Annotated in this window: 22 protein-coding genes; 10 read left to right on the top strand and 12 right to left on the bottom strand. The window is 58.6% G+C overall.

Annotated elements, in window-relative coordinates:
• Positions 1–147: 147 nt before the first annotated feature.
• Both DXT77_RS15230 and DXT77_RS15235 read right to left on the bottom strand, forming a co-directional pair.
• On the bottom strand, positions 148–2,151 hold the full coding sequence (locus DXT77_RS15230; protein WP_119428223.1) for a hypothetical protein: 2,004 nt from the start codon (positions 2,149–2,151) through the stop codon (positions 148–150).
• Between the two features lie 143 nt (positions 2,152–2,294).
• On the bottom strand, positions 2,295–3,092 hold the full coding sequence (locus tag DXT77_RS15235) for a hypothetical protein (RefSeq protein ID WP_119428224.1): 798 nt from the start codon (positions 3,090–3,092) through the stop codon (positions 2,295–2,297).
• Positions 3,093–3,351: 259 nt separating this feature from the next.
• On the opposite strand from DXT77_RS15235, the gene DXT77_RS15240 reads away from it, so the two are divergent.
• The 5 genes from DXT77_RS15240 to DXT77_RS15260 all read left to right on the top strand — a co-directional run bounded on the left by DXT77_RS15240 (position 3,352) and on the right by DXT77_RS15260 (position 8,600).
• Entirely contained in the window at positions 3,352–4,377 is a 1,026-nt protein-coding gene (locus DXT77_RS15240; RefSeq protein WP_119428225.1) for a LacI family DNA-binding transcriptional regulator, read from the top strand.
• Positions 4,378–4,441: 64 nt separating this feature from the next.
• On the top strand, positions 4,442–5,224 hold the full coding sequence (locus DXT77_RS15245) for a sugar phosphate isomerase/epimerase (protein WP_119428226.1): 783 nt from the start codon (positions 4,442–4,444) through the stop codon (positions 5,222–5,224).
• Positions 5,217–6,236, top strand: a complete 1,020-nt coding sequence (locus DXT77_RS15250) for a sugar kinase (RefSeq protein WP_119428227.1) — start codon at positions 5,217–5,219, stop codon at positions 6,234–6,236. The genes DXT77_RS15245 and DXT77_RS15250 overlap by 8 nt, the downstream gene beginning before the upstream one ends.
• 66 nt (positions 6,237–6,302) lie before the next feature.
• Positions 6,303–7,601, top strand: coding sequence for an MFS transporter (locus DXT77_RS15255; protein ID WP_119428228.1), 1,299 nt, complete (start codon positions 6,303–6,305; stop codon positions 7,599–7,601).
• 21 nt (positions 7,602–7,622) lie between these two features.
• Positions 7,623–8,600 (top strand): D-glycerate dehydrogenase, encoded by a 978-nt coding sequence (locus DXT77_RS15260; RefSeq protein WP_119428229.1) that lies wholly within the window; start codon positions 7,623–7,625, stop codon positions 8,598–8,600.
• A 124-nt stretch (positions 8,601–8,724) separates the two neighbouring features.
• Here DXT77_RS15260 and DXT77_RS15265 read toward each other — a convergent pair whose 3' ends face one another.
• The 4 genes from DXT77_RS15265 to DXT77_RS15280 form a co-directional block, all read right to left on the bottom strand.
• Positions 8,725–9,912 (bottom strand): pyridoxal phosphate-dependent aminotransferase, encoded by a 1,188-nt coding sequence (locus DXT77_RS15265; RefSeq protein WP_119428230.1) that lies wholly within the window; start codon positions 9,910–9,912, stop codon positions 8,725–8,727.
• Positions 9,913–9,953: 41 nt separating this feature from the next.
• Positions 9,954–11,579: a methyl-accepting chemotaxis protein gene (locus DXT77_RS15270; RefSeq protein WP_119428231.1), complete on the bottom strand. Its 1,626-nt coding sequence runs from the start codon at positions 11,577–11,579 to the stop codon at positions 9,954–9,956.
• Between the two features lie 224 nt (positions 11,580–11,803).
• Positions 11,804–12,943, bottom strand: a complete 1,140-nt coding sequence (locus tag DXT77_RS15275) for a glycerate kinase (RefSeq protein ID WP_119428232.1) — start codon at positions 12,941–12,943, stop codon at positions 11,804–11,806.
• Between the two features lie 229 nt (positions 12,944–13,172).
• Positions 13,173–14,285 carry a sugar diacid recognition domain-containing protein gene (locus tag DXT77_RS15280; protein WP_119428233.1) on the bottom strand — a complete coding sequence of 371 codons (1,113 nt, stop codon included), beginning with the start codon at positions 14,283–14,285 and terminating at the stop codon, positions 13,173–13,175.
• 170 nt (positions 14,286–14,455) lie between these two features.
• Between DXT77_RS15280 and DXT77_RS15285 the strand changes: the two genes are divergently transcribed.
• The gene (locus tag DXT77_RS15285) at positions 14,456–15,766 is read left to right on the top strand and encodes an MFS transporter (protein ID WP_119428234.1); all 1,311 of its coding nucleotides are present in this window, start codon (positions 14,456–14,458) and stop codon (positions 15,764–15,766) included.
• 109 nt (positions 15,767–15,875) lie between these two features.
• Here the strand turns inward: DXT77_RS15285 and DXT77_RS29735 are convergent, their stop codons facing one another.
• The 4 genes from DXT77_RS29735 to DXT77_RS15300 all read right to left on the bottom strand — a co-directional run bounded on the left by DXT77_RS29735 (position 15,876) and on the right by DXT77_RS15300 (position 19,359).
• Positions 15,876–16,496 carry a hypothetical protein gene (locus DXT77_RS29735; RefSeq protein WP_147407004.1) on the bottom strand — a complete coding sequence of 207 codons (621 nt, stop codon included), beginning with the start codon at positions 16,494–16,496 and terminating at the stop codon, positions 15,876–15,878.
• Between the two features lie 1,016 nt (positions 16,497–17,512).
• Positions 17,513–18,292 (bottom strand): hypothetical protein, encoded by a 780-nt coding sequence (locus DXT77_RS15290; RefSeq protein ID WP_119428235.1) that lies wholly within the window; start codon positions 18,290–18,292, stop codon positions 17,513–17,515.
• Positions 18,293–18,466: 174 nt separating this feature from the next.
• A complete protein-coding gene (locus tag DXT77_RS15295) occupies positions 18,467–18,838 on the bottom strand; it encodes a DUF6124 family protein (RefSeq protein WP_119428236.1) in 372 nt (123 codons plus the stop codon).
• Between the two features lie 155 nt (positions 18,839–18,993).
• Complete coding sequence (locus DXT77_RS15300) at positions 18,994–19,359, bottom strand: hypothetical protein (RefSeq protein WP_119428237.1); 366 nt, start codon at positions 19,357–19,359, stop codon at positions 18,994–18,996.
• Positions 19,360–19,456: 97 nt separating this feature from the next.
• Here DXT77_RS15300 and DXT77_RS15305 point away from each other — a divergent pair, with 97 nt between their 5' ends.
• From DXT77_RS15305 to rarD, 3 genes are all read left to right on the top strand, one after another.
• Positions 19,457–20,356 (top strand): LysR family transcriptional regulator, encoded by a 900-nt coding sequence (locus DXT77_RS15305; RefSeq protein ID WP_119428238.1) that lies wholly within the window; start codon positions 19,457–19,459, stop codon positions 20,354–20,356.
• A gap of 69 nt (positions 20,357–20,425) precedes the next feature.
• Entirely contained in the window at positions 20,426–21,439 is a 1,014-nt protein-coding gene (locus DXT77_RS15310) for an aldo/keto reductase (RefSeq protein WP_119428239.1), read from the top strand.
• A gap of 278 nt (positions 21,440–21,717) precedes the next feature.
• A complete protein-coding gene (rarD, locus tag DXT77_RS15315) occupies positions 21,718–22,599 on the top strand; it encodes an EamA family transporter RarD (RefSeq protein WP_085710020.1) in 882 nt (293 codons plus the stop codon).
• 67 nt (positions 22,600–22,666) lie between these two features.
• Here the strand turns inward: rarD and hppD are convergent, their stop codons facing one another.
• Together hppD and DXT77_RS15325 are read right to left on the bottom strand one after the other, a co-directional pair.
• The gene (gene hppD / locus DXT77_RS15320; RefSeq protein WP_085730812.1) at positions 22,667–23,743 is read right to left on the bottom strand and encodes a 4-hydroxyphenylpyruvate dioxygenase; all 1,077 of its coding nucleotides are present in this window, start codon (positions 23,741–23,743) and stop codon (positions 22,667–22,669) included.
• A 246-nt stretch (positions 23,744–23,989) separates the two neighbouring features.
• Positions 23,990–24,937: a DMT family transporter gene (locus DXT77_RS15325; RefSeq protein ID WP_119428390.1), complete on the bottom strand. Its 948-nt coding sequence runs from the start codon at positions 24,935–24,937 to the stop codon at positions 23,990–23,992.
• A gap of 77 nt (positions 24,938–25,014) precedes the next feature.
• On the opposite strand from DXT77_RS15325, the gene DXT77_RS15330 reads away from it, so the two are divergent.
• Positions 25,015–25,887: a LysR family transcriptional regulator gene (locus DXT77_RS15330; protein WP_119428240.1), complete on the top strand. Its 873-nt coding sequence runs from the start codon at positions 25,015–25,017 to the stop codon at positions 25,885–25,887.
• Positions 25,888–25,994: the final 107 nt, after the last annotated feature.

The raw sequence follows: 25,994 nt of genomic DNA on the forward strand, positions 1-25,994 counted from the left end.
AGACCGGCGACTCTTCGCTCATTTCGGCCGGCAAACTACAGATGGAACTGGAAGCTGTATGTAGGACTTATCCGAGATTGTTCTAGGATTATTTTCTGCTCACGTAAGAAATCCCGGGGAAAGCCAGCCTTCCCCGGGACCGATACGTTATGCCTCCTCGCAATACTTGAAGCTGTCATTCAGCAAAGAAACAATATTCAGAAAAATATCAGAAGGATTCTCCACCCCTGCGATAGGTACGAAGTACTGGATTTTGATATATCCTTTCGGCAAACCGGAGCCGTTTGGCGGCTGGATCGGTTTGATTTTTGTCAGATACGGTTGGACGTCAACCGTGAATACCCCTCCAGTTTCTGAGCCGTTGATAGGGTAGGTAGTAGTGAACTCCGTACCTGTAATCTCTTTCAAACCCGCTGAGTCTTCAGTGCCGACTGATCTGATCCTGACAGTCGTTCCTGTTGGCATATGAGTGGCATCAATCGGAACGGTTACCGGCAGTTCCCAGGTGAAAGGTTTCAGAGACACGCAGGAAACAAAACCGTTATGAAGCCGTACTGTCGGTGGAGGCAGATTGACCAGAACCGGATCAACGGTGACTTCGGTATCGAAAGACTTGATTACGTTTCGCCCACCGGTTTCTTCAATTGTCCAGTACGCAATTTTTTTGCCTGGACCGGCGGCGTCGATATCAGCGGCATCAATGGTGGCACTCAAGGGCGTAACGGCACCGGCAGTCAGAAGTACACTGAATACCTCTTTACCGTCATACCAGAGTCTTGCCGTCTCATCCCCAAGCGGAACCCACGCATGACCGGCAGAAACCATTGGTGTACTGATGGTCGCATCCTTTCCACGGTCGCTGGACAGAATGTGATTCGGCGTGGCGGAGTCGCCGACAACCAGCACCTTGACCATGTCAGGGTTTTCCGTTCCGGGGAAACCCGGGTTGATGGGTCCTTTGTACGAGAAGTCGATGCCTGAAGGAGTGTCCACTGAGTCAACAAGTGGCTCGACGCCGCGGCCGAATTTATAGTTGGCAATTAAATCCACTACAGTCGTGGCATTCGCCCATAGATGGAGAAGCCGGCTGGTAGTGATGAGGAACTGAAGCGTTCTTGTTGTATCAGGGCCGAGAGTCTGACTTCCAAGAGGAACTGAATTACCTCCGGGAACAGCAACCGTGGGAATGATGCGATCATTTTGATTGCCATTGGTGGTATACGGCACTTCCAGATAAACCGGCCCCTTGAGATCCTCCAGATCAATGACATCCGGCGATATACCTTTGGGAATCAGACAATCCCTAAGGGATGGTGGCGGAACTCGCTCTACAACGACTGTGGCCGTGAGGGAAATATCGCTTATATTGCCACACACATCCCTCAATTTGTACCAGATGAAATAAGTTCCATCGATTTTTGGAAGATCCGCTACTGGAATGGACACGTTTGCCGATGTCAACGGTTTGGAATAGACAGGCGTACCGACTCCGATATTGGTACCAATATAAATATCAATATTGTCATCGGGACGATAGTACAGATACGCAATATTGATAGTCAGATCAAGCGATGTATGACTTCCCAGCCATACCTCATCAATTTTATGAGGTGGACTTAAGTTGACGAAGCTGACCGCCTCAGGTCGAAACTTTGTCCCTGGCACGTCTTCTTCAGGCGCGCGCCGATCAATTTCAATGTTGAACCACCCATGATTTTCCGGGTTACCATCAGCGCCTTTGATAAAGCTGAAAAACCATTGCCAGGTTGTAGATCCTTTGCTCGTATCATCATCAACAAGTTGAGCTGTAAGGACTTCTATATCCACAAAGTCAGGGCGCCCTGCAACAACACCAATATCTTTATCTACGATCGTAATCGGAGTTCCCGACGCGCCCTTGCGAATAAATAACCGGTATGCATCAAGGTCATGAGGGTTTGTTATTGTTCTGGTATCGAATTGAATGTTCAACGGGCCCGGATCCAGAATTGCCTTGGGAATCAAATCATCGACGATTTTTCCAATAACTTCCGGGGCGGCTGACCTGACTCCCACATTTACATAATTGGTTCGCAATGCCAGGCGAGAGCGCTTGGCAATTTCCTGAGGGGTCAGTTTTTTTCCACTGCTTATTTTTTCTTGAGCGGTCATTATTTCTCTCCCGATTTGTTTAATTCAAATACTATTTAAATAAACGATCAGAAACACGAACAGCGTGACAAACGACGCAGTCTCTCAACGACTTCGCTGCACATTCTCAGGCAATCGTTTGTTACTTCACCCTACCACCACTTTCAAGGATAGCCGCCACAGGGAACCAGCTCGCCTGCTATCTTGCGATCTATCGAGACCACAACATCAAAAGATTTATAAACAGGTGTTCCATTTCGAAAAACAATGTATCTCGCCACTCCAGAATGGTTGTCAAACATAGGCCGGACATAAGGATCAAACAAAATATCGAACACAAATCCATTGACAGCCTCATTCGCATCAACTTTTTTATTAAATTTAAAAATCTGAGTCAACGCAGGAGGTTTTCCGTCTCTTGTCGCGAAACCTTGCCATTCAATTACAAAATCATCGAAAGCAGCAAACACCGACTCCGGATTTACTCTTACTCTTATTTTCTCCGACACCGGAGGAACAGAATAACAATGCAGGGTATTCCATATATCCACGTCCGGGCACACAGGAGCCCTAAGCGACGCATGTAAAATAGTTAACTTTTTCACAGGTGACGGATCGTCATTGCCATCAAAGCCTTCCAGAACGTAACGAATAAACGCGGTCCCGTTGGAGCTCATTTGTTGCGGTGTTAACGAAAACGTGAACTCGGGCTGATCATCGACGTAAGTGTAAGTTTTCCTGACGATCTCTGTTTCGACATTGTTCTGCTGCCAGTAGATATGAAGAACCGTATGTTTGGCAGCCTCTCCCGGAGCTGGCGGCGGCGGAAAGCGAGCCCAGCGCGGTATCCTTATCAGAGTTCCATTAATCAATATGTCCGACGGTACGTAGCCCTCCGGGTCGAGATCACTCACACCATCGATTTTCAAAGCCTCTGCGGTTATTTGTTGATCGGGCGGCATGGCGATCTCCCTTGATGCAGGCGTTATGAATGCGCACTTGATTCAATGTCGGACTCAATTCGATTAGGCGACGATTTTCCACGCTTGCCTACTGTCAGATCTGACAGGTCTCAAGACCGCCTGTCGGAACAATCTGAACTGGATGTCAGACTTGACGCTTCGGGAGCTTGACGAAGAACGGTTTTTTCAGGCCAACTGAAACCGGTTTCAGCATTTGTTTCGTTAGCTGCACACAGACATAAAAACAAGGTCCATCACCGTGAACGACTTCTCCGCCGCCCAACGCAGCCGCGTCACCATGCTTGACGTCGCCGAACACGCGGGCGTATCCAAGGCCAGCGTCTCGCGTTTCATCGGCGATGACCGCGCCCTGCTCTCCGATGCCATTGCGCAGCGCATCGAGCAGTCCATTGCCGAACTGGGCTACCGCCCCAATCAAATGGCCCGAGGCTTGAAGCGCGGCCGCACCCGGCTGATCGGCATGCTGGTGGCCGATATCCGCAACCCTTATTCGATTGCCGTGATGCACGGGGTGGAAACCGCCTGCCGCCGGCATGGCTACAGCCTGGTGGTGTGCAACACCGACCGCGATGACGAGCAGGAACGTCAGCACCTGGCGCTGTTGCGCTCGTACAACATCGAAGGACTGATCGTGAACACCCTGGGCCATCACCGGGATGAACTGGACGAGCTGAAGCGGGAAATGCCGCTGGTGCTGGTGGATCGCAAGGTCGACGGGCTCGACAGCGACATGGTCGGGTTGAACAACCCGCAAGCCATCGAGATGGCGCTCTCACATCTTCAGCAGCGTGGCTATCGCGATGTACTGCTAGTGACTGAACCGTACGACGGCACCAGTTCACGAATCGAGCGGGTCAGCAGTTTTCAGCAGCAGATTGGCCAGCGCGGAGACCTGCGTGGCGCGGTGCTGGAAACCGGTCCAAGCCTTGCGAACGATCTTCAAACCTTTTTGAACACACCTGATAACGGGCCGAAAGCCCTGTTCTGCGCCAATGGCGTGGCAGCGCTGGCTTGCACGTTGGCCTTGCGCGAGATTGGCTGCCGGTTGTTCGAGGATGTCGGGTTGATCGCGCTGGATGATCTGGATTGGTACCCGCTGGTAGGCAGCGGGATCACCGCCCTCGCCCAGCCAACCGCCGAGATTGGAGCACAGGCATTTGAATGCTTGCTCACGCGCCTCCGTGGAAATGATGAAGCGGCGCGAACTCGGGATTTTGCGTCGGTGCTGATCGAGCGCGGCTCAACGCGCAGTAAGGCGGAATAAGGCCCTGCGGAGCCACCAAAATTTTTTTGACCAAAAATGAAACCGGTTTCAGAGGTAGATAACAATGAATAAACCTGCCGTCTCCATCAGCCTGTCCAGCTACGGCGCCGACCTCGTTCGCCGCCGCGGTCAAGGCTCATTCATCGAAGTGCTGGCCGCCGCCGGCGCCAATCGCATCGAATGGCGCGAAGAGCTGCTGACCAACGAAGTCCCCGAACAGCTCGCCGCCGCAACACAAGTCGAAGGCCTTCAAAGCATCTACTCCTCGCCCACCGAACTGTGGCTTGCCGGCCAGTCGCGACCCAATCCCGAACTCATCACCGCACTGCAGAACGCCCAAGCGTTCGGCTCGAAGTGGTTGAAAGTTTCCCTTGGTTTCTTCACCGACAACAACGATCTGCAGACGCTGGCGCAAATCCTTGCGCAAAGCCCGGTGCAACTGCTGGTGGAGAACGACCAGACCCTGCACGGTGGTCGCATCGAACCGTTCCAGCGCTTTTTCGCCGCTGTCGAACAACACAACCTGCCAATCAAGATGACCTTCGACATCGGCAACTGGCAGTGGCAAGACCAGTCCGCCACCAGCGCCGCACGCTTGTTGGGCCGCCACGTCGGTTACGTGCATTGCAAAGCAGTGGCCCGTCGTGCCGACGGCAAACTGGTGGCGGTGCCGCCGGCCGCCACTGATCTGCATCTGTGGGAACAACTGCTACGGCACATGGCCCAAGGGGTCATGCGCGCCGCCGAATACCCGTTGCAGGGCGATGACCTGATGCAACTCACTACCGAACACGTCGCCGCCCTCGCCCGCCTCGGCCAATCCTCCCTGGAGCCTGCTCATGTCTGAGATCGATATTCTGTCCTTCGGCGAAACCATGGCCATGTTTGTCGCCGAACAATGCGGTGATCTGGCATTCGTCGACCAATTCCACAGGCGGATTGCCGGGGCGGACAGCAATGTGGCCATCGGTTTGTCCCGGTTGGGTTTCAAAGTTGCGTGGCTGAGCCGGGTCGGTGCCGATTCGCTGGGACGATTTGTCGTCGAGACTCTGGCTCGCGAAGGACTGGATTGCAGCCATGTCGAAGTCGACAACGCGCACCCGACCGGTTTCCAGCTCAAATCCCGCAACGATGACGGCAGCGACCCGACGGTCGAATATTTCCGTCGTGGCTCGGCAGCCAGTCACCTGTCGCCGCAGTCGATCACCCCGACACTGCTCGGCGCCCGACATCTGCACGCCACCGGCATTCCCCCGGCGCTGTCCGCCTCAGCGCGAGAAATGTCCCGTGAACTGATGACCCGCATGCGCAACGCCGGGCGCAGCGTGTCGTTCGACCCGAACCTGCGCCCGAGCCTGTGGGCCAGTGAGCGAGAGATGATCACCGAGATCAACCGCCTCGCCGCCCTCGCCCACTGGGTGTTGCCGGGGTTGAGCGAAGGCCGGTTGCTGACCGGGTTTGAAGATCCGGCGGATATTGCTGCGTTCTATCTCGATCAGGGTGCCGAAGCCGTGGCAATCAAGCTCGGGCCGCAGGGCGCGTATTACCGCACGCATCTGGATCAGGGGTTTGTCGCCGGGGTGCCGGTCGAGACCGTGGTCGATACGGTCGGCGCCGGGGACGGATTTGCGGTGGGGATGATCAGCGCCTTGCTGGAGCACCTGAGTTTTCCCGAAGCCGTCAGACGCGCCAACTGGATTGGCAGCCGGGCGGTGCAGAGCCGTGGCGACATGGAGGGTTTGCCGACCCGATCCGAACTTTCGGCTGAGCCGGAGGCCGTCAATCGCGAGCAGGCTCGCTCCCACAAGGGTTCTGAGTTGGAATCCGATCCAGTGTGGGAGCGAGCCTGCTCGCGATAGGGCCAGTACAAACAACCGATTAATTGAACCTGCTGCGACAAAAACAACAAGCTCAGGAGCAAGACCATGAAAACCGCAACCCTCGCCACCCGCCGCTGGTGGTACATCATGCCGATCGTGTTCATCACCTACAGCCTGGCGTACCTCGACCGTGCCAACTACGGCTTCGCCGCCGCCTCCGGAATGGCCGCCGACCTGATGATCACGCCGGGCCTGTCCTCGCTGCTCGGCGCGCTGTTCTTCCTCGGCTACTTTTTCTTCCAGGTGCCCGGAGCGATCTACGCGCAAAAGCACAGCGTCAAGAAGCTGATCTTCGTCAGCCTGATCCTCTGGGGCGGGCTCGCCACGTTGACCGGCGTGGTCTCCAACGCCTATTGGCTGATCGTCATCCGTTTCATGCTCGGCGTGGTCGAAGCCGCGGTGATGCCGGCGATGCTGGTGTATCTGTGCCACTGGTTCACCCGCGCCGAACGCTCACGGGCCAACACCTTCCTGATCCTTGGCAACCCGGTGACCATGCTGTGGATGTCGGTGGTTTCGGGTTATCTGGTGCAGCATTTCAGCTGGCGCTGGATGTTCATCATCGAGGGACTGCCGGCGGTGCTTTGGGCATTCATCTGGTGGAAACTCGCCGATGATCGTCCGGCCCAGGCCAAGTGGCTCAGCGACCGGGAAAAGCACGATCTGGAAAGCGCTCTCGCCGCCGAACAGGTCGGGATCAAAGCGGTGAAAAACTACGCCGAAGCCTTCCGCTCGCCAAAGGTGATCATTCTGGCGCTGCAATTCTTCTGCTGGAGCATTGGCGTCTACGGTTTCGTGTTGTGGCTGCCGTCGATCCTCAAGGCCGGCGCGCAAATAGACATGATCGAGGCCGGCTGGTTGTCGGCCCTGCCGTATCTGGCGGCAGTGATCGGCATGCTGCTGGTGTCCTGGGGCTCGGACAAACTGCAAAAACGCAAACGCTTCGTCTGGCCGCCGCTGCTGATTGCTTCGGTGGCGTTCTACGGCTCCTACGCTTTGGGTGCAGAACACTTCTGGTGGTCGTACACGTTGCTGGTGATTGCCGGCGCCTGCATGTATGCACCTTACGGGCCGTTCTTCGCCATCGTCCCCGAGATCCTGCCGGCCAACGTTGCCGGTGGCGCCATGGCGCTGATCAACAGCATGGGCGCCCTCGGTTCGTTCGGCGGTTCCTATCTGGTCGGCTACCTGAACAGCTCCACCGGTTCGCCCGGCGCTTCGTACTTGTTGATGAGCGGCGCGTTGTTGCTCTCGGTGGTGCTGACGATTTTTCTCAAGCCCGGCGCGAGCGACCGGCTGATGGCCAAGCACGTCGCACCGCGTCCGCTGCCGGCCCATTCCTGAATTGAAAGAGAGATGACTGCAATGAAAAAGCAGGTTGTGTTGTACAAGAAACTGTCGCCGGCGTTGATGGCGCGCCTTGAGGAACAGGTCGATGTGACACTGATCGACAGTCTCGACGCCACTGGCCTGATGAAACTGCGCGACGCACTGCCCGCCGCTCACGGTTTGCTCGGTGCCAGCCTGAAACTGGATGCGGCGCTGCTCGATCTGGCGCCGAAGCTCGAAGCGATTTCCAGCGTCTCGGTGGGCGTCGACAACTACGACATCGACTACCTGACCCGGCGCAGGATCCTGCTGACCAACACCCCGGACGTGCTCACCGAAACCACCGCCGACACCGGTTTCGCACTGATCCTGGCCACCGCCCGGCGCGTGGTGGAACTGGCGAACATGGTGCGCGGCGGTCACTGGCATCGCAGCATTGGCCCGGCGCATTTCGGCACCGATGTGCATGGCAAGAGGCTGGGCATCATCGGCATGGGGCGGATTGGCGAGGCGCTGGCGCAGCGCGGGCATTTCGGGTTCGGGATGCCGGTGATCTATCACAGCCAGTCGCGCAAACCGGCAGTTGAAGCGCGTTTCGATGCGCAGTACCGCAGTCTGGAGGATCTGCTGCGGCAGGCGGATTTCATTTGCCTCACGTTGCCACTGACCGCACAGACCGAGGGTTTGATTGGCGCGGAACAGTTTGGGTTGATGCGCCCGGAAAGCATCTTCATCAACATCTCACGGGGCAAGGTGGTGGACGAGGCGGCGATGATCGACACCTTGCGCCATAACCGGATTCGCGCGGCGGGGCTGGATGTGTTCGAGCGTGAGCCGCTGAATCATGACTCGCCGTTGCTGCAGTTGAACAACGTGGTGGCCACACCGCACATGGGTTCGGCGACCCATGAAACGCGCGAGGCCATGGCGCGGTGTGCGGTGGAGAATCTGTTGGCGGCGTTGGGTGGGGAGAAGCCAATGAATCTGGTGAACTCATCGGCTTGGCAGAGCTGAAACTCTCAGCGCTTGTACCGGCCCTTTCGCGAGCAGGCTCGCTCCCACAGGTCTTGTGTACACCGCAGTACACTGTGGGAGCGAGCCTGCTCGCGAAGGGGCCAGTCAAGGCAATACACAACTTTCAGGCACTGCGCACCTGGAGAAGCTGAGCAGCACAAAGGGCAATCCGCGAACACGCATCCGCCAGCTTCACCCGATCCACCACCAGCCCGATGCGGATATGCCCCGCCGCACTCGGCCCGAATGCCTCTCCCGCCAGCACCGAAACTCCATACCCTTCCAGCAGCCGTTCGGCAAAACCCTGCGCGCCGATCCCGGTCTGGCGCACGTCGACCATCACGAACATCCCGCCATCAGGTTTGATCGGGTACAGCCCCGGACAGCCGCGCAACCGTTCGCACACCAGATCCCGGCGCAAACGGTATTCCTCACGCATCTGGGTCACTTCCGGCAAATCCTTTTCCAGTGCGACCTGAGCGGCTTTCTGCACAAAATCCGGCAGACCGAACAGCATGCTCAGCGACAGGTTCACCAAATGCTCCGCCAACGGTTTGGGGCCGATCGTCCAGCCGATCCGCCACCCGGTCATGGCGTGGGATTTGGACAGGCTGTTGATGGTCGCCGTGCGCTCGGCCATGCCCGGCAGGCTCGCCGGGCTGACATGCGAGCCTTCGTATAACAATTCGCTGTAGACCTCATCGCTGATCAGCCACAGGTCATGACGGATGCACAGCGCTGCCAGCTCCTGCCAGATCAGCAGCGACAGACTGGCGCCGGAAGGATTGTTGGGACTGTTGAGCAGCATGGCCCGAGTCTTCGGGGTGATGCGCGCCGCGACATCCACCGGATCGACACGAAAGCCGTTTTCCGGACGAACCGGCACTGGCACCACGGTCGCGCCGCAAGCGCCAAACACGCCTTCGTAGGTGACATACATCGGTTCGGCGACGATGACTTCATCGCCCGGATCCAGCAGACATTGCGCCACCGAATACACCGCGCATTGCGCGCCCGGCAGCACAATCACATGGTCAGCGTCCACGTCCTGGCCGCTGCGTCGCCGATGGCGCTCGGCGATCCGCTTGCGCAGCTCCAGGCGGCCGCGCACTTCGGAATAATGGGTATCGCCCGCCAGCAGGCTGTCGATGGCGCCGTGGATGATCGGCAACGGCGTATCGAAATCCGGATCACCCACCGACAGCAGCAACACATCGACCCCTTCGGCGCGCAGCTCCAGCGCTCGGTCGTGAATCCGCCAGGCCGCTGCTCCCTCCCCGGCGATTCGTTGGGTCAAGGCTGAATAGCGCATGTACGTCTCCTGATTGCGCGGTCTCCAGCCTTCACCCTAGGTCAAATCACAAACCGCGCCACCATCGCATTCAAATCCACCGCCAGACGCGACAGTTCGTGGGTCGCGGCGCTGGTTTGATTCGCACCGGCTGCCGATTGGGTGGCCAGATCGCGGATATTCACCAGGTTGCGGTCGACTTCACGGGACACTTGCGCCTGCTCTTCCGAAGCGCTGGCGATCACCAGATTGCGCTCGTTGATCTGATGAATCGATTGGGTGATCTGCTCCAGCGCCACGCCAGCGGCGCGGGCCATTTCCAGGGTTGTCTGCGTGCGCTGGTTGCTTTGCTGCATCGACTCCACTGCTTCGCCGGTGCCGTTCTGGATGCCGGCGACCATTTTTTCGATTTCCTGGGTCGATTGCGCGGTGCGATGGGCCAGGGCACGCACCTCGTCTGCTACCACGGCAAAACCACGCCCGGCCTCACCGGCACGGGCTGCTTCGATGGCAGCGTTGAGCGCCAGCAGGTTGGTCTGTTCGGCGATGGCGCAGATTACGTCCAGCACCTTGCCGATGTCGCGGCCCTGTGCGGCGAGGCCTTCGATCATTTGTGCGGTGTTCTGCACGTCTTGGGTCATGGTCTGGATCGCGTCGACGGTTTTCACCACCTGATCGCGACCTTCACGAGCAGCGTGAGTCGATTGGTTGGAGGCTTCGGAGGTCGAGACTGCGTTGCGCGCAACCTCTTCCACCGCCGCGGTCATTTCGTTGACGGCGGTGGCGGCTTGTTCGATTTCGTCGTTTTGCTGTTGCAGGCCACGGGAGGCTTCTTCGGTCACGGCGCTGAGTTCTTCGGCAGCGGCGCCCAGTTGCGTGGCGGAACCGGCAATCTGCTCGATGGTCTTGCGCAGGTTGGTCTGCATCACTGCCAAGGCTTCGAGCAGACGCGCCGGTTCGTCCTTGCCGTCGACTTCGATGGCTTTGGTCAGGTTGCCATCGGCAATGGTTTGCGCAGCGGCCACGGCACGGTTCAACGGGGTGACGATGCTGCGGGTCAGCAACAGGGCCAGCAGCACGGTAGCCACAGCGGCGATGACCGCCACGATGACCACGCCGGTGATGGCGCTGTCGTAATGCTCACCGGCCTGAATCGAGGCGTCTTTCGCACCGGCGGCGTTGATCGCAATCAGCTTGTTGAGCTGCTCGCCCATCTGGTCGGTGCCGTCCTTGATCTTCGTGTTGATCAGGGTGCGCATGTCCTCGACCTTGTCCTGACGGGACAACTCCATCATCTGATTTTGCGCTTGCAGGTAGTTGTCCAGCGTCGTCGCGAAGGCCTGATATTGCGCGCGCTCTTCACTCTCTGCCGGCAATGCGGCGTAGGCGGCCTGGGCACTGCGCACTTTATCGACGAGTACGCCGATGCGGGTCTGTGCCTCCTGCAGACCGGCGGCGTCACGGTTGACCAGAATACGGAACGACAGAATACGCAGGCGCAAGACGTTTTCCGTCACCACACCAAGGTAGGCGACGCTGGGCAACTGATTGGTCTGCATCTCGACAGAGGCCTGGCGGATGACCGACATGCGGTTGACGGCGAAGACGCCGAGCACGATCACCAACAGGGCAATAAAGGCAAAACCGAGGAAGGCACGGGGTGCGATATTCAGATTACGCAGGGACATAGGAAGGCTCTCGGAAAGTCGAAGCTAAGAGCATCCATGCCGTAATCACTGGCCCGCGAGGGCGGGCTTCAGTCCGGCGTCACTGTTTGTGGAAATCCTGTGCGCGCCTGATCTATATATCGGCCAGGCTTGAGGAATTTTGCAGGTAAAGCGCAAATATTTTTCTAATTATTGCGAGTGTTTCGCGATTGAAACACCCGCCGTTTTAGATGATGGGTGACAGGTCAGCCCGCAGTCGCCATGCGCCAGACGCGGGCAATGTCAGTAGCACGTTCGCGCAACAGACGCGGCGCTTCGGCGCAGGCTTGTTCCAGCGTCATCGGGCCGCTGGTGACGGCGAATGCGGCGTCGATGCCGTGACCGTAGAGTTCTTGATAGCCCTCGCCCAAGGTGCCAGCGATGACGATTACGGGGACGCCGTGTTGCTTGGCGATTCGCGCGACGCCAAACGGGGTTTTGCCGCGCAAGGTCTGCGCGTCGAAGCGCCCTTCCCCGGTGATCACCAGATCTGCGCCTTTCACTGCATCGGCCAGCCCGACCAGTTCCGCGACCACTTCAACCCCGGCCTGGAACCGTGCGCCGAGAAACGCCTTGGCGGCAAAACCCAGTCCGCCCGCTGCACCGCTGCCAGGCTCGTCCCGAACATCCTTGCCCAACGCTTGCGCGCACAGTTCGGCGAAGTGACCGAGGGCCTGATCCAGTTGCTGCACTTGCGCGGGTGATGCGCCTTTCTGCGGACCGAAAATCGCCGAAGCGCCGTGGGGGCCGCACAGCGGATTGTTGACGTCTGCGGCGATGTCGAAACGGACTTGTGCCAGACGCGGGTCGAGTTCATCGAGATCCAGTTTGGCCAGTTGTGCCAGCGCCAGACCGCCAGGCACCAGTGATTGCCCTTGAGCATCCAGCAGTTTCACGCCCAGCGCCTGCATCGCGCCGGCACCGCCGTCGTTGGTGGCGCTGCCGCCGATGGCCAGAATCACCCGTTGTGCGCCAGCATCGAGCGCTGCACGGATCAGCTCACCGGTGCCGAACGTGCTGCTGATGCACGCATCCCGCTGCCCCGGTGGCACCAGTTGCAAGCCGCTGGCTTCGGCCATTTCAATGATCGCGGTGTGGTTGTGCGGCAGCCAGCCCCACGCGGCTTCGACCGCCGCGCCCAACGGGCCGCGCACGCAGGTGCGGCGCAACTCGCCTTCGCAGGCGTCGAGAATCGACTCCACCGTCCCTTCGCCACCGTCGGCCATCGGGCATTTGACCAGCGTCGCCTGCGACCAGACCTGCGCCAGGCCCAGCGCGATGGCTTCTGCAACGCCTTGGGCACTCAGGCTGTCCTTGAACGAATCGGGGGCGATGACGATTTTCATGCGAATTCTCCAGTTCCAATGCCCCTCATGCTGCCAGTCGCTTCAAACGTTGACGCCTGTCCGCTGCACAAGTTGGATTGGCGTTTATTGTTCATTTTCACAAAGGCAGGAATTTCGGTGCTGAATGTCCCACCGCCATCGCGAGCAGGCTCGCTCCCACAGAAGAATGGATTCCAAATGTGGGAGCGAGCCTGCTCGCGAAAGCATTATCCGAGGCGCCGAATAAGCTTCAGTCAGTCTGCGGCAGCAATTGCACCCCGAGATACAACGCCAACATGCCGTCGAGCTTCAGCGGATCGACCCCGCTCAACTCGGCAATCCGCTCCATCCGGTAACGCAGGCTGTTGCGGTGGATCCCCAAGGCATCGGCGCAGGCCTGGCTCTGCCCGTCGTGATCGCACCAGCTGCGCAGGGTCGCGAGCAACTGGCCGTTGCTGTCCTTGGCGATGACTTTGCGTAACGGTTTGAGCAGTTCATCCAGCGCATCGTCGTTGCGATGACGCCAGAGCATCACCGGCAAGCGGTAGCGATTGAGGGTCAGCAGTCGTGAACGCGGCAGCACTTCGCGGCCATAGGCGAGTAAATCGCCGACCCGCCGATAGCAACGGCGCAACCCGGCCAGTCCATCAGCCTGCCCGCCAACGGCAATGCGCAGGATGTTCCAGCCCAGACCATCGAGCTTTTCCAGCAGCCGATCATGCTCGACGTTCTGACTCGCCGGCCGACACCACAACAGCGACGACTTGGCCGAACTCACGCACCAACTGTCTGGATAACGCGACATCAGCCAGGCACTCAGCGCCTCGACGGTTTGCCCCGGCCCGTGCTCCAGCCCCAGCTCAAACAGATAAGGCACTCGCGTCAATTGTGGTTTCAGCCCAAGCTGCTGGGCTTCATCCACCAGGCGCGGTGAATCCCCCGCCTCACTCAGCAACAACGCAAGCAGGTCATCGCAACGCTGCCGCCGCCATTGCTGCTCGGATTGCTGATTGCGCTGGCCGACCAGCATTTCAGCGGTCATGCGCACCAGTTCGGCGTAAGTGCGCAGTTGCTCCGGCTCGCCGGTAATGCCGAGTACACCGATCAGGCGTTGGTCGAGCAGTAGCGGCAGATTGATCCCCGGCTGCACGCCTTTCAAATGCACGGCGGTCTGCGCATCGATCTCCACCACCCGCCCGTTGGCCAGCACCAGTTGCGCGCCTTCGTGGCGGGTGTTGATCCGCTCCGGCTCGCCGCTGCCGAGGATCAGGCCCTGGCTGTCCATGACGTTGACGTTGTAGGGCAAAATGGCCATGGCCCGGTCGACGATGTCCTGGGCGAGGTCGTGATCGAGTTCGAACATAAGGGGAAAATCCTTGAAAACAGGCGCGGACGGTTGTTCACCCGCACAGGGTCTGCCGGCAAACCCTGTGCTCAGGCACAAAGACAATCCGGCCAAAGGTGACCGAGACTCTCAGGGCGATCAACGTTACCCTTTGCATCGCAAAAAATCATAATAAAGAGAGAGCCGCCATGTCGCAGAGCGCCGCTGCCGCCCAGACCATCGCTGACGATAAAAATGCCGTCTACAAACGCATCACCCTGCGTTTGATCCCCTTCATCTTCATCTGCTACCTGTTCAACTACCTCGACCGGGTCAACGTCGGATTCGCCAAACTGCAGATGCTCGACGCGCTGAAATTCAGCGAAACCGTGTACGGCCTCGGGGCCGGTATCTTCTTCATTGGCTACGTGCTGTGCGGCGTACCGAGCAACCTGGCGCTGACCAGATTCGGCCCACGGCGCTGGATCGCGCTGATGATGATCACCTGGGGCACGCTGTCGACCTGCCTGCTGTTCGTCACCACGCCGACCCAGTTCTACACCCTGCGCCTGTTCACCGGCGCCGCCGAAGCCGGGTTCTTCCCGGGTGTTGTGCTGTATCTCTCGCAGTGGTTCCCGACCTTCCGCCGTGGGCGGATCATGGCGCTGTTCATGTCGGCGATCCCGGTGTCCGGCCTGCTCGGCAGCCCGTTTTCCGGCTGGATCCTCAATCACTTCGCTGCAGGCCAGGGTGGTCTGGCCGGCTGGCAGTGGATGTTCCTGCTGCAGGGCATTCCGACTGTGATCCTCGGCGCACTCGCTTACTTCCTGTTGAGCGACAACTTCGCCGCTGCCAAATGGCTGACCCCGCTCGAGCGTTCGGTGCTGGAAGCCGATCAGGCGGAAGACCTGGCGAACAAACCGAAAACCACTTCCGATTCGCTGATCGCGGTGTTCAAGAACCCGGCGATCTGGGCGTTTGGCCTGATCTACTTCTGCATCCAGAGCGGCGTTTACGCGATCAACTTCTGGCTGCCGTCGATCATCAAGAACCTCGGCTTCAGCGACAACCTGGTGATTGGCTGGTTGAGCGCGATTCCGTATCTGCTGGCAGCGGTGTTCATGCTGGTGGTCGGTCGTTCGGCGGACCTGCGCAAAGAACGTCGCTGGCACTTGGTAGTGCCGATGTTGATGGGCGCTGTCGGCCTGCTGATTGCGGTGAACTTCGCGGCGAACCCGGCGATTGCGATCCTCGGTCTGACCATTGCGACCATGGGCGCGCTGACCGGTTTGCCGATGTTCTGGCCGGTGCCGACTGCCATGCTGAGCGCGGGTGCTGCGGCGGGTGGTCTGGCGTTGATCAACTCCATGGGGCAGATGGCCGGGTTCCTCAGTCCTTATCTGGTGGGTTGGGTCAAGGACAGCACTGGCTCGACCGATGCGGCGCTTTATCTGCTGGCAGGGGTGATTGTTGGCGGGAGTCTGCTGGCGTTGCGGATGACGCGGACGTTGCGGGCTTAAGCCTTAGTGGGATACAGAAACGGCCCTCTGCAGGGCCGTTTTCTATTCTGGATTTTCAGTTCCGCGCATTTTGGGGGCATACAACCAGGAACTGCCCGGAACCGCTGCCCTAGAATGTGAAATTATCTACGACAATGCCGTTATTGGGCGGAGTAATGATGTCGCATCGGGCTATATCTACAGCATTAAATGCCATCAGATGTGCGATTGGGGAATCATACGGTCCTGTCACTTGAAGAGGCAGTGTTTGAATCATATTTTGCGCGCGGTCATAGATCGCGACCGATCCGCCTAGAAACAAAACTCGCGCGTAGTAGAAGGTAACAGCGTTCGTCGGCTGCGGGAAATCACATCTGAAAATCCCCATTGCGCCACTGTTTGTCTGCAGCACAGCCGCCCTGCCATCGATTTTGCCTGGAAGCGAAGGAACTTGATGATTAGGCGTGGTGTATACCGTTACGCCAAAAGCACCGGAAGTTGCAGTTATCTTGAGTCCAGGTGTTATAAGCGCCCCCGGGTAATTGCCAATTGGTACGTTGTTAAAATTCTCATTTCTTACAGGTGCAACGGGCTCCACAGTCAGAGGCCAGGTGTGGATCGGCGGCGAGTTGCGATCAGGCCGTAGTTCAAAGCTATGAGGCCCCGGAGCCAGGTTTTCCAACGGATTAATGGACGCACCGCTCTCATTAAACGCTCCATTGGCCACCTCTCTGCCGTAATCCGTGATCACATATAGAGCATACGCAGGCCCGCGTGCGCCGAGCTCGACTCCAGTGGAGGGGGTACTGGTGCCCGGCGGGATCGGGGTTCCGCCGGGAAGCGTCGTGCAATAACTAAAGATCATGCTTTGAAATGGAGCGTTCGCCCACCCGCTTCCACTCAACCCGACGTCAGGGAAGGGTGCAATGGCGCTAGGTGGGACCAGGTATCCGCCGGAATACGGCCTGGGCTCGGTAGAGAAGGAATTTTGCACTGAAACACCCACCGGCCCGCTTCCGCTCAACCCCACGTTAGGAAAGGAAGCAATTGTGCAAGGTGGGATCGGGAATCCGCCGTGAGGCGTCGCGCAGTAAGACAAGAACGGATTTTGTAATGAAACATCCACCGGCCCTCTTCCGCTAACCCCCACGTTAGGAAAAGGAGCAATTGTGCAAGGTGGGATCGGGAGTCCGCCGGAATACGGCGCGGGGTCAGTAGAGAAGGGATTTGGGACACTCATGGGGACGCTCCTTCGCTGATCGGGTTCATGCCGCGTGGGCCATGCCATCAAGCGTCAATTGCCGAGCACCCCGCTACTGTCAACTTTGACAGTAGCGACGAATGGTCAAGCCGAGATCTGGCTGAGTCTGATGCCGGTCAGTGTCACAGTGCTCATGATGATTTCAAAAAACCAAACACCCTGCGAAAGTGTAGGCCTCGCAGAGTGTCGGTGTGACCCTCTCATTACGGCCCGCAGGTCGTTTCTTTTTCAGCGGATCAAACAGCAGAATCCGCCGCCACCTCTAAATTATCCAGCGCCCGATTCGGCTGCCGTCGATCATCAAGAACCTCGGATTCAGCGACAACCTGGTGACTGGCTGGCTGAGTGCGATTCCGTATCTGCTGATGGAGGTGATTATTGGCGGGAGTTTGTTGGCGTTGCGGATGACGCGGAAGTTGCGGGCCTGATTATTGGCATGTAAACAAGAACGGCCCACTTCGGGCCGTTTTTTGTCTTGAGACGCTAGAGTCAGCGCTATGCAAGGGCTACAAAAACTGTATCCGATCGATGATCACCTGACCATTTACTACCACAGCAATCGACTTGATGCCATTCAGAGGCCCTGTATCGATCTGTTGCTGACGCTGGAGGGCGGTGACCGTTCGGTTAATGATATTGAGTGTCGCCCCAGCGGCGTCCCTGAAAATCAAATTCATCTGAGCAATCCCGGTAATATTGCCACCTGCTATCCAGATCAGCAGTCTGTTGGCAGTTCTGCCAATCAGCTCCACGTCATAAGATAGGGAAGTAATTTGCCCATTAATCTGCCCCAAATATCCATAAAACGCCTGTCCATTCGCGTCTACCGTATCAACAAACTTTGCAATGGCTAGATGGTCACTTGGCCAAAATTTCCCCGTCAAGGTTATTTTGATCGTGCTGGTAGAAACGAATTGCCCGACCTCGAAGGCACCCTGATTGGGTGCGGACTCAAAATCCTCCGTATTCGGCAAATCCGATTCAACCACGGTCAAAACCCATTCGGAGGGTTTCGAACTCGAGTTTGTACGCACGCCAAAGGTGTGCACCCCACCAAGCATGTTCAGCTCCCGATGGAGGTAGCGGCCACTCTGGTTGAACACGCTGCCGGGTGGCGTCAGAACTTTAAGGGCGCCGCCATGGGTGTCGGTTATTTCCAGCGGATCTCCGGGCGGCCCGTCAGCTCCAATCTCAATGCCTTTGGATTGCGTAATATCGGGGTTATTCAGCGGGGTCCCGCCCGGGTACGTGGAAAAAAAAGAGAAAAACGGATTCTGGGTGCTCATGGCAAACATTCCTTCGTGATTTCGAATGACGCGGCAGTGGCCTCAGCCATCGAACGCCATTCGCCTGGAGCATCGCTACTGTCAACTCTGACAGTAGCGACAGGTGGTCATGGTTGATTCCCCCACACCCCAGATGAAAACGGTCCGCATGCAGACCGTTTCTTTTTCAACGCATCAGACAGCCGAGTCCGCGGTCACCTCCAGGTTATCCAGCACCCGATTTACCGCCAGTTCCGCCAGCATGATCAGTTGCCCGATGCCCAGCAGCACATGCCGCTGCGGCGTATCGATCATCCCGGCGAAATCGCTGGCCATGGTTTTGGCGCAGGTCAGGGTTTCGCAGGCGTCGGCCAACAGTTCTTCGCTCGGGATGCCGGGGGCGATGAGGTAGCGGGTGTTGGGCTTGAGCAGCGGCTTTCTGGGGTGGAACGGATGGAGGTAGTGATCGAGGGCGCGTTCGGCGGCTTCGTGGAATTTCTTGGAGTCGAGGGTTTCGTAGGGGGACGTTGAATCGACTTCGGGTGGGTTGGGTGTTGGTTTGATCACGTTTGAATCTCCAAATCAGAAAAATGGAGCCATCAAACTTCGCTACCAAACGAAGAGGTGGTGGCCGTACACGGGTTGGTAGACCGGTGACTTGGAGAACCGGCGCGCTCGAAAGCGCCCCGCGCATGGCCACCATAAACACCACGATTAAACACTCACAAAATGCCCGTTTTTGCATCCAGCTCCAGCACCAATCCCCCCGGAATCTGCACAAAAATCTGCCAGATCCCGTCCTCCGGCACCTGCGCCAGCTGATAAGGCAACCCACTGCCCTGCACCCGCTTCAAAACCACCGTCGCGTCTTCATCGGTACGAAACGCAATGTGACTCAACGCCGCCTCATCCAGCGCCGGCTGCTCAATCACATGCACCAACGCCTGCTCATCCTGGTACAACCACCGCCCGGGAAACGGAAATGGCGGCCGGCGCCCCGGCGTCAATCCCAATAACCCGCCAAAAGCGTCCTGCAGCGCCTGACCGTCAGCAGTGTTGAAGGCCAGATGATCAAATGTCCACGTCATGTCTGTCTCCTGCGGTTATTCAGGATTCCAGTATCTGCGCTTGCCAATCCCGGAAAAATCCCGCAAAACGCCAAGGATCTTCAACGGATTTTTACTAATGAGCTCGATCCTCGATCTGGAAATCTTCGTCCGCACCGCCGACTCCGGCAGCATTTCCGCCGCCGCCCGGGCGCTGGAGCTGACGCCGGCGGCCGCCAGCATCGCGCTGAAACGCCTGGAAACCCGCCTCGGCATCCGCCTCTTCGCTCGCTCCACCCGCAGCATGCGCCTCACCGAAGAAGGCCGGCGTTATCTGGAAAGCGTGCGTCTGGCGCTGGTCACCCTGGCCGAGGGCGAGCAGGCGCTGAAGCAGCAGACCGAAGGCCTGAGCGGCGTGCTGCAACTGGCGGCGCCGTCGGACTTCGGGCGCAATGTGTTGCTGCCGTGGCTGGACGATTTCAAGCGCGAGCACCCGCACATTCAATTGCAATTGCTGCTCAACGACCGGCATGCGGATCTGTTTCGCGAGACAGTGGATGTGGCGCTGCGCTTTGGCGTGCCGAGTGATTCGACACTGGTGGCATTGCCGATGCTGCCTGAGCATCGGCGTGTGGCCTGCGCCAGCCCTGCGTATCTGGAGCGTCACGGCACACCGCAAAACCCCGCCGAACTGAGCGAACACAGCGCGCTGCTCTACTTGCGCAATGGCCGGCCGTACAACACCTGGCGTTTCCATCGCGAAGACGAAACGGTCGAGGTCGAAGTACGCGGCGATTACCTCAGCGACGACGGCGAAGTCGCCCGCCGCTGGGCGCTGGGCGGGCACGGTATCGCCTATAAAGCCTGGCTCGACGTGGCCGAAGACGTGCGCGCCGGGCGGCTGGTGACGCTGTTCGATGACTGGCACGGCGAGAGCGTGCCGTTCAACCTGCTGTGCCCGCACCGGGTGCAGGTGTCGGAACGGGTCAAGGTGTTGCAGGCGTTTTTGCGCGAGCGCTGCGAGGCATTGCGCCGATAAATTCACTTTGCCGCGCCGGATGCTTCTGGTATTTGATGGAAGCTTTCCCACCGACAAAAGGATTTCGGCATGAGCTATCGCACACTGGGTCACTCGGGGTTGCAGGTGTCCACCCTCACCCTCGGCACGATGATGTTCGGCGAACAGACCAGCGCGGAAGACTCGCTGCGCATCATCGACAAGGCCTGGGATCAGGGCATCAACTTCATCGACACCGCCGACGTCTACACCAACGGCCGCTCGGAAGAGATCGTCGGTGAAGCCATCGCCCGTCATCGTCATGAGTGGGTGCTGGCGACCAAGGTCGGTTTCGGCCCGGTGGATGGCGTGCCGAACCGCAGCGGTCTGAGTCGCAAGCATCTCTTCAATGGTCTGGAGGCCAGCCTGACCCGGCTCGGCACCGACTACCTCGACATCTATTACCTGCACCGAGAAGACCACAACACGCCGCTGGAAGTGACGGTCTCGGCGATTGGCGATCTGATTCGCCAGGGCAAGATCCGTTATTGGGGCCTGTCGAATTATCGCGGCTGGCGGATTGCCGAGGTGATTCGCGTGGCGGACAAACTGGGGGTCGATCGGCCGGTCATCAGCCAGCCGCTGTATAACATCGTCAACCGTCAGGCCGAGACCGAACAGATCACCGCCGCCCAGACTTACGGCCTCGGCGTGGTGCCTTACAGCCCGCTGGCCCGTGGCGTGCTCAGCGGCAAGTACGCACCCGACGTAACGCCGGACGCCAACAGCCGTGCCGGGCGCCAGGACAAACGGATTCTTGAGACTGAATGGCGGGTGGAGTCGTTGCGCATTGCCCAGCAGATTCAGCAATACACCAAGGAGCGTGGAGTCGGGATTGTCGAGTTTGCGATTGCCTGGGTGCTGAACAACGGCGCGGTAACGTCGGCGATTGTCGGGCCGCGCACTGAAGAACAGTGGGATGCGTACACCAAGGCGCAGGCGGTGAAAATTACAGCGGAGGATGAGGCGTTTATCGATTCGCTGGTGACGCCGGGGCATGCTTCTACACCGGGGTTTAATGATGTGAGCCATTTTGTGTCGGGCCGGAAACCGCGTCAGGCTTAAAAGCATCGCAAGCAAGCTCGCTCCCACAGGTATCTTGGGTGAATACAGATCTTGTGCTCCGCACAGACCCAATGTGGGAGCGAGCCTGCTCGCGATAGCGATAGTCGATTCACCACCTATGCTTAATGTGCTGGCCTCATCGTCGGATCGCCGCCCGGAGCAGGTTCGCTCCCACAGGTTTTGTCTCATGTGGGAAATATTGAGCACTCGGCCAATATTCAGCACAAAAACCACGTATCCTGCGCGCCCAGTTTCACCATCACCCCCGCGAGGACAGTTTGTCTAAAGGTATCGCTCTCTCGGTAACAGCCTCGACGCTGTTTGCCGTCATGTATTACTACACCTCGTTGCTCACCCCGTTGAGCGGCGTGGAAATCTACGGTTGGCGGATGCTGCTGACCGTGCCCTGCATGACCGTGTTCATGTTGTTGTCCGGCGAATGGCGGCGGGTGCTGGAGCTGCTGCGCCGGATCCCTGCGCTGCCGAAGCTGATCGGTGGCCTGATCCTCTCGTCAGCGCTACTCGGCGTGCAGTTGTGGCTGTTCATGTGGGCGCCGCTCAATGGCTACAGCCTCGATGTCTCGCTGGGATACTTCCTGTTGCCGCTGGCCATGGTGCTGACCGGACGCATCGCTTACGGCGAAAGCCTGTCGTACTTGCAAAAAATCGCGGTGTTCTTTGCCAGCCTCGGCGTGTTGAACGAGTTGTATCAAGTCGGCGGATTTTCCTGGGCGACGCTGGTGGTGGTCGTCGGTTACCCGTTGTACTTCGTGCTGCGCAAATACCTCAAGACCGACAACCTCGGCGGCTTGTGGGTCGACATGACCCTGATGCTGCCGGTGGCGTACTGGTTTGTGCGCGGCGGTGAACAGGGTTTCGGTGTGTTCGATCAGTATCCGGCGCTGGCGTGGCTGATTCCGCTGCTGGGTCTGATCAGTGCGTCGGCGCTGGTGGTGTACATCATTGCCAGTCGTTTGCTGCCGTTCAGCCTGTTCGGCTTGTTGAGTTACGTCGAGCCGGTGCTGTTGCTGGGTGTGGCGCTGTTGCTCGGCGAGAGCATCAAGCCAGGCGAATGGCTGACCTACATCCCGATCTGGCTCGCGGTGGTGGTGCTGGTGTTTGAAGGGTTCAAGCATCTGATGCGCCAGCGGCGCCCGTAAGACGTGCAATAAAAAGCCCGGCCTGCACAATTAATTGCAGGCCGGGCTTTTTTACATCTGATGCGGATTACTCGGTGGCGAGTACACCACGACGCACCTGGTCACGCTCGATCGATTCGAACAGTGCCTTGAAGTTGCCTTCGCCGAAACCATCGTCGCCCTTACGCTGGATGAATTCGAAGAACACCGGCCCCATCAGGGTTTCCGAGAAGATCTGCAACAGCAGACGCTTGTCGTCTTTGTCCGATGCGCCATCGAGCAGGATGCCGCGCGATTGCAGCTGGTCCACAGGCTCGCCGTGGTTCGGCAGGCGGCCTTCCAGCATTTCGTAGTAGGTGTCCGGCGGCGCGGTCATGAAGCGCATGCCGATCTTCTTCAACTGATCCCAGGTCTTGACCAGGTCGTCGGTGAGGAACGCCACGTGCTGGATGCCCTCGCCGTTGAACTGCATCAGGAACTCTTCGATCTGCCCGGCGCCCTTCGACGATTCTTCGTTGAGCGGGATGCGGATCATGCCGTCCGGTGCGGTCATCGCTTTCGAGGTCAGGCCGGTGTATTCGCCCTTGATGTCGAAGTAACGGATCTCGCGGAAGTTGAACAGCTTCTCGTAGAAGTTGGCCCAGTAGGCCATGCGGCCGCGATACACGTTGTGGGTCAGGTGATCGATGATCTTCAGGCCGGCACCGACCGGGTTGCGGTCAACGCCTTCGAGGAACACGAAGTCGATGTCATAGATCGAGCTGCCTTCGCCGAAACGGTCGATCAGGTACAGCGGCGCGCCGCCAATGCCTTTGATCGCCGGCAGGTTCAGTTCCATCGGGCCGGTTTCGATGTGGATCGGCTGGGCGCCGAGTTCCAGCGCGCGCTTGTAGGCCTTCTGCGAGTCCTTGACCCGGAACGCCATGCCACAAACGGACGGGCCGTGCTCGGCCGCGAAGTACGAAGCCACGCTGTGAGGTTCGTTGTTGAGGATCAGGTTGATCGCGCCCTGGCGATACAGGTGCACGTTCTTGGAACGGTGGGTCGCGACTTTGGTGAAGCCCATGATCTCGAAGATCGGCTCCAGGGTGCCAGGTGTCGGCGATGCGAACTCGATGAACTCGAAGCCCATCAGGCCCATTGGGTTTTCGTATAAATCTGCCATGGTTGGCGCCTCATCATTCTTATCAATTAACCAGAGTTATTTGTCAGTAATGCTGAGACCGGTGGGTGGTGCACAGGAGATGCCACGCACACTGCGGGCGAGGAAGTCACCGTAGATCAGTTGAAACCCGAATATCTTCATTGTCGACCCAAGGCTCTTGCGGGCGAGGCTTCTGCTGCCAGAAGACGATTATTATTGTATGCGTAACCCGATTCTACACAGCGTAAATAAGGTTGTCTGCCCTCTCTATAAAATCCGCTTTTTTCGGCCCGGTGCAAGGGGTTTGTTGCACAGCCAGATGCCCGCCAGAATCAGCACGCCGCCCAGGCCCATGGGCAGCGTCAGTTGCTCGCCCAGCAGGACGGCACCGGCCAGCACGGCGGTCAGCGGGTTAAGCGCAATGAACACGCCGGAGCGGGTCGCGCCGATCCTGCGGATGCCGTCGTAGTAACCGATGTACGCCAGGGCCGATCCCAAGACCCCGAGGTAGATCAGGCTCAGCCATTGCGTCATCCCGAGACTGGCCACCGCCGCCCCGCTCACTTCGCCACGCACGGCGGCCAGCGCCCAGAGCATCAGCGTGCCGAGCAGAATCGAAAAGGTCACCGTCTGCAACGGGCCGATGCTCTGGTTGAGGGTGCGGGAAAACAGCGAGTAAATACCCCAGCTCAACACGCAGCCGAAAATCAGCAGATCGCCGAACCAGGCGTCTGGTGTCGCGGCCAGCAATTGCGGATTACGGCTGACGATCACCACACCGGCGCCGCCGATGCAGATCAGGATTCCGATGACTTTCAATCGACTCAGGCGCTCCTTGAACAATAGCCATGAAGTCAGGCCGATCACCGCCGGATTCAACGCAACGATCAGCGAGGCCCGCGACGCATTGATGTATTGCAAGCCGTAAAAGAAGCACAGGTTGTAGAAGAAGATCCCGAAGAACCCCAGCAGTGCAAGTTGCAGCCATTGCCCCGCATTCGGCCTTGCGAGGGGAATTCGCGCCAGCCACAGAAAACCCAGCAACGCGACGCTGGCCAGCAAGAACCGAAGGCTGGCGGCGAGGATCGGACTCAGGCTGCCGGCGAGAAATCGCCCGGCCACCCAGGTCCCGCCCCAGATCATGCTGACCATGGCGAGGTTCACATAGACGGGCAGGTCCGAGGCCACCGGACGGATTGATTCATGACTATTCATAACGCGCTCGACGACGAAACTGACGGATGCCGTATCATTCGAGTAATTGTCGATCATCGTAAAATGAGCTTTTACTCATGACTTTGACCCAGCTCGAAATCTTCTCTCTGGTGGCCGAACTGCGCGGCTTCACCCTCGCCGCCCATCGCCTGGGAATTTCCCAGTCGGCGGTGTCCCATGCCTTGAAGTCACTGGAGCAGGAACTGGGTGTCGAATTGTTTCGCCGGCATCAATCGCAAGTGGAACTCAGCGACATTGGCGAGCAATTGCTGCTGCGCGCACGGGCGATGCTGGGGTTGGCCAACACATTGCGCCAGGAAGCCGCCGATGCACGCGGGCTGAAAAGCGGCACCTTGCGTATCGGCTCATTCGGCCCGACCTCATCGATCAGGCTGCTGCCGCAGATCCTCCAGCATTTTCGCCAGGCGCACCCGGGCATCGAGGTTCACATCGACGAAGGGCCGGACCGGCAGGTGCTCCAGTGGCTTGATGAGCGGCGGATCGACATCGGTTTCGTGGTATTGCCCGAAGAACGCCTCGATACGTTTGCCCTGATGGAAGACCAGATGGTCGCCCTGCTTCCGCTCGACCATCCGCTGGCTACGCAAGCGCAACTGAGCCTGAAAGACCTGTGCAGCGACCCGTTCGTGCTCACCGAAGCCGGCTCTTCGGAACTGGTATCGCGACTGTTCAACGCGGCAAGGCTGAGCCCGAATATCCGCTACCGCTGCTCGCAGCTGCTGAGCACCCTCGATACCGTGAGCCGGGGCGACGCCATCACTCTCGTTGCCGAAGGCTCACTGCCCGACGAGCCAAACCCGCAATACGTGAAGCGGCCATTGTCACCCGCCGTGGTGCGCCACATCGGCCTGGCCGTGTTTGATCAGCGCCAGGCATCACCCGCCACTCTGGCTTTCATCAATCTGGCGACTGCACTGGATTACCGCTGAGCGGCGCAAGCGCCAACGGCCATCTATCATGGGCACAGACCCAACGCTTTCCAGAAGGTGCATCCTTGCCCCGCCTGCCGTCGAGAGCCCCACACCACCGCAACAGG

This window comes from Pseudomonas sp. 91RF, from assembly GCF_003576265.1.
In the GTDB taxonomy this organism is placed as follows: domain Bacteria; phylum Pseudomonadota; class Gammaproteobacteria; order Pseudomonadales; family Pseudomonadaceae; genus Aquipseudomonas; species Aquipseudomonas kribbensis.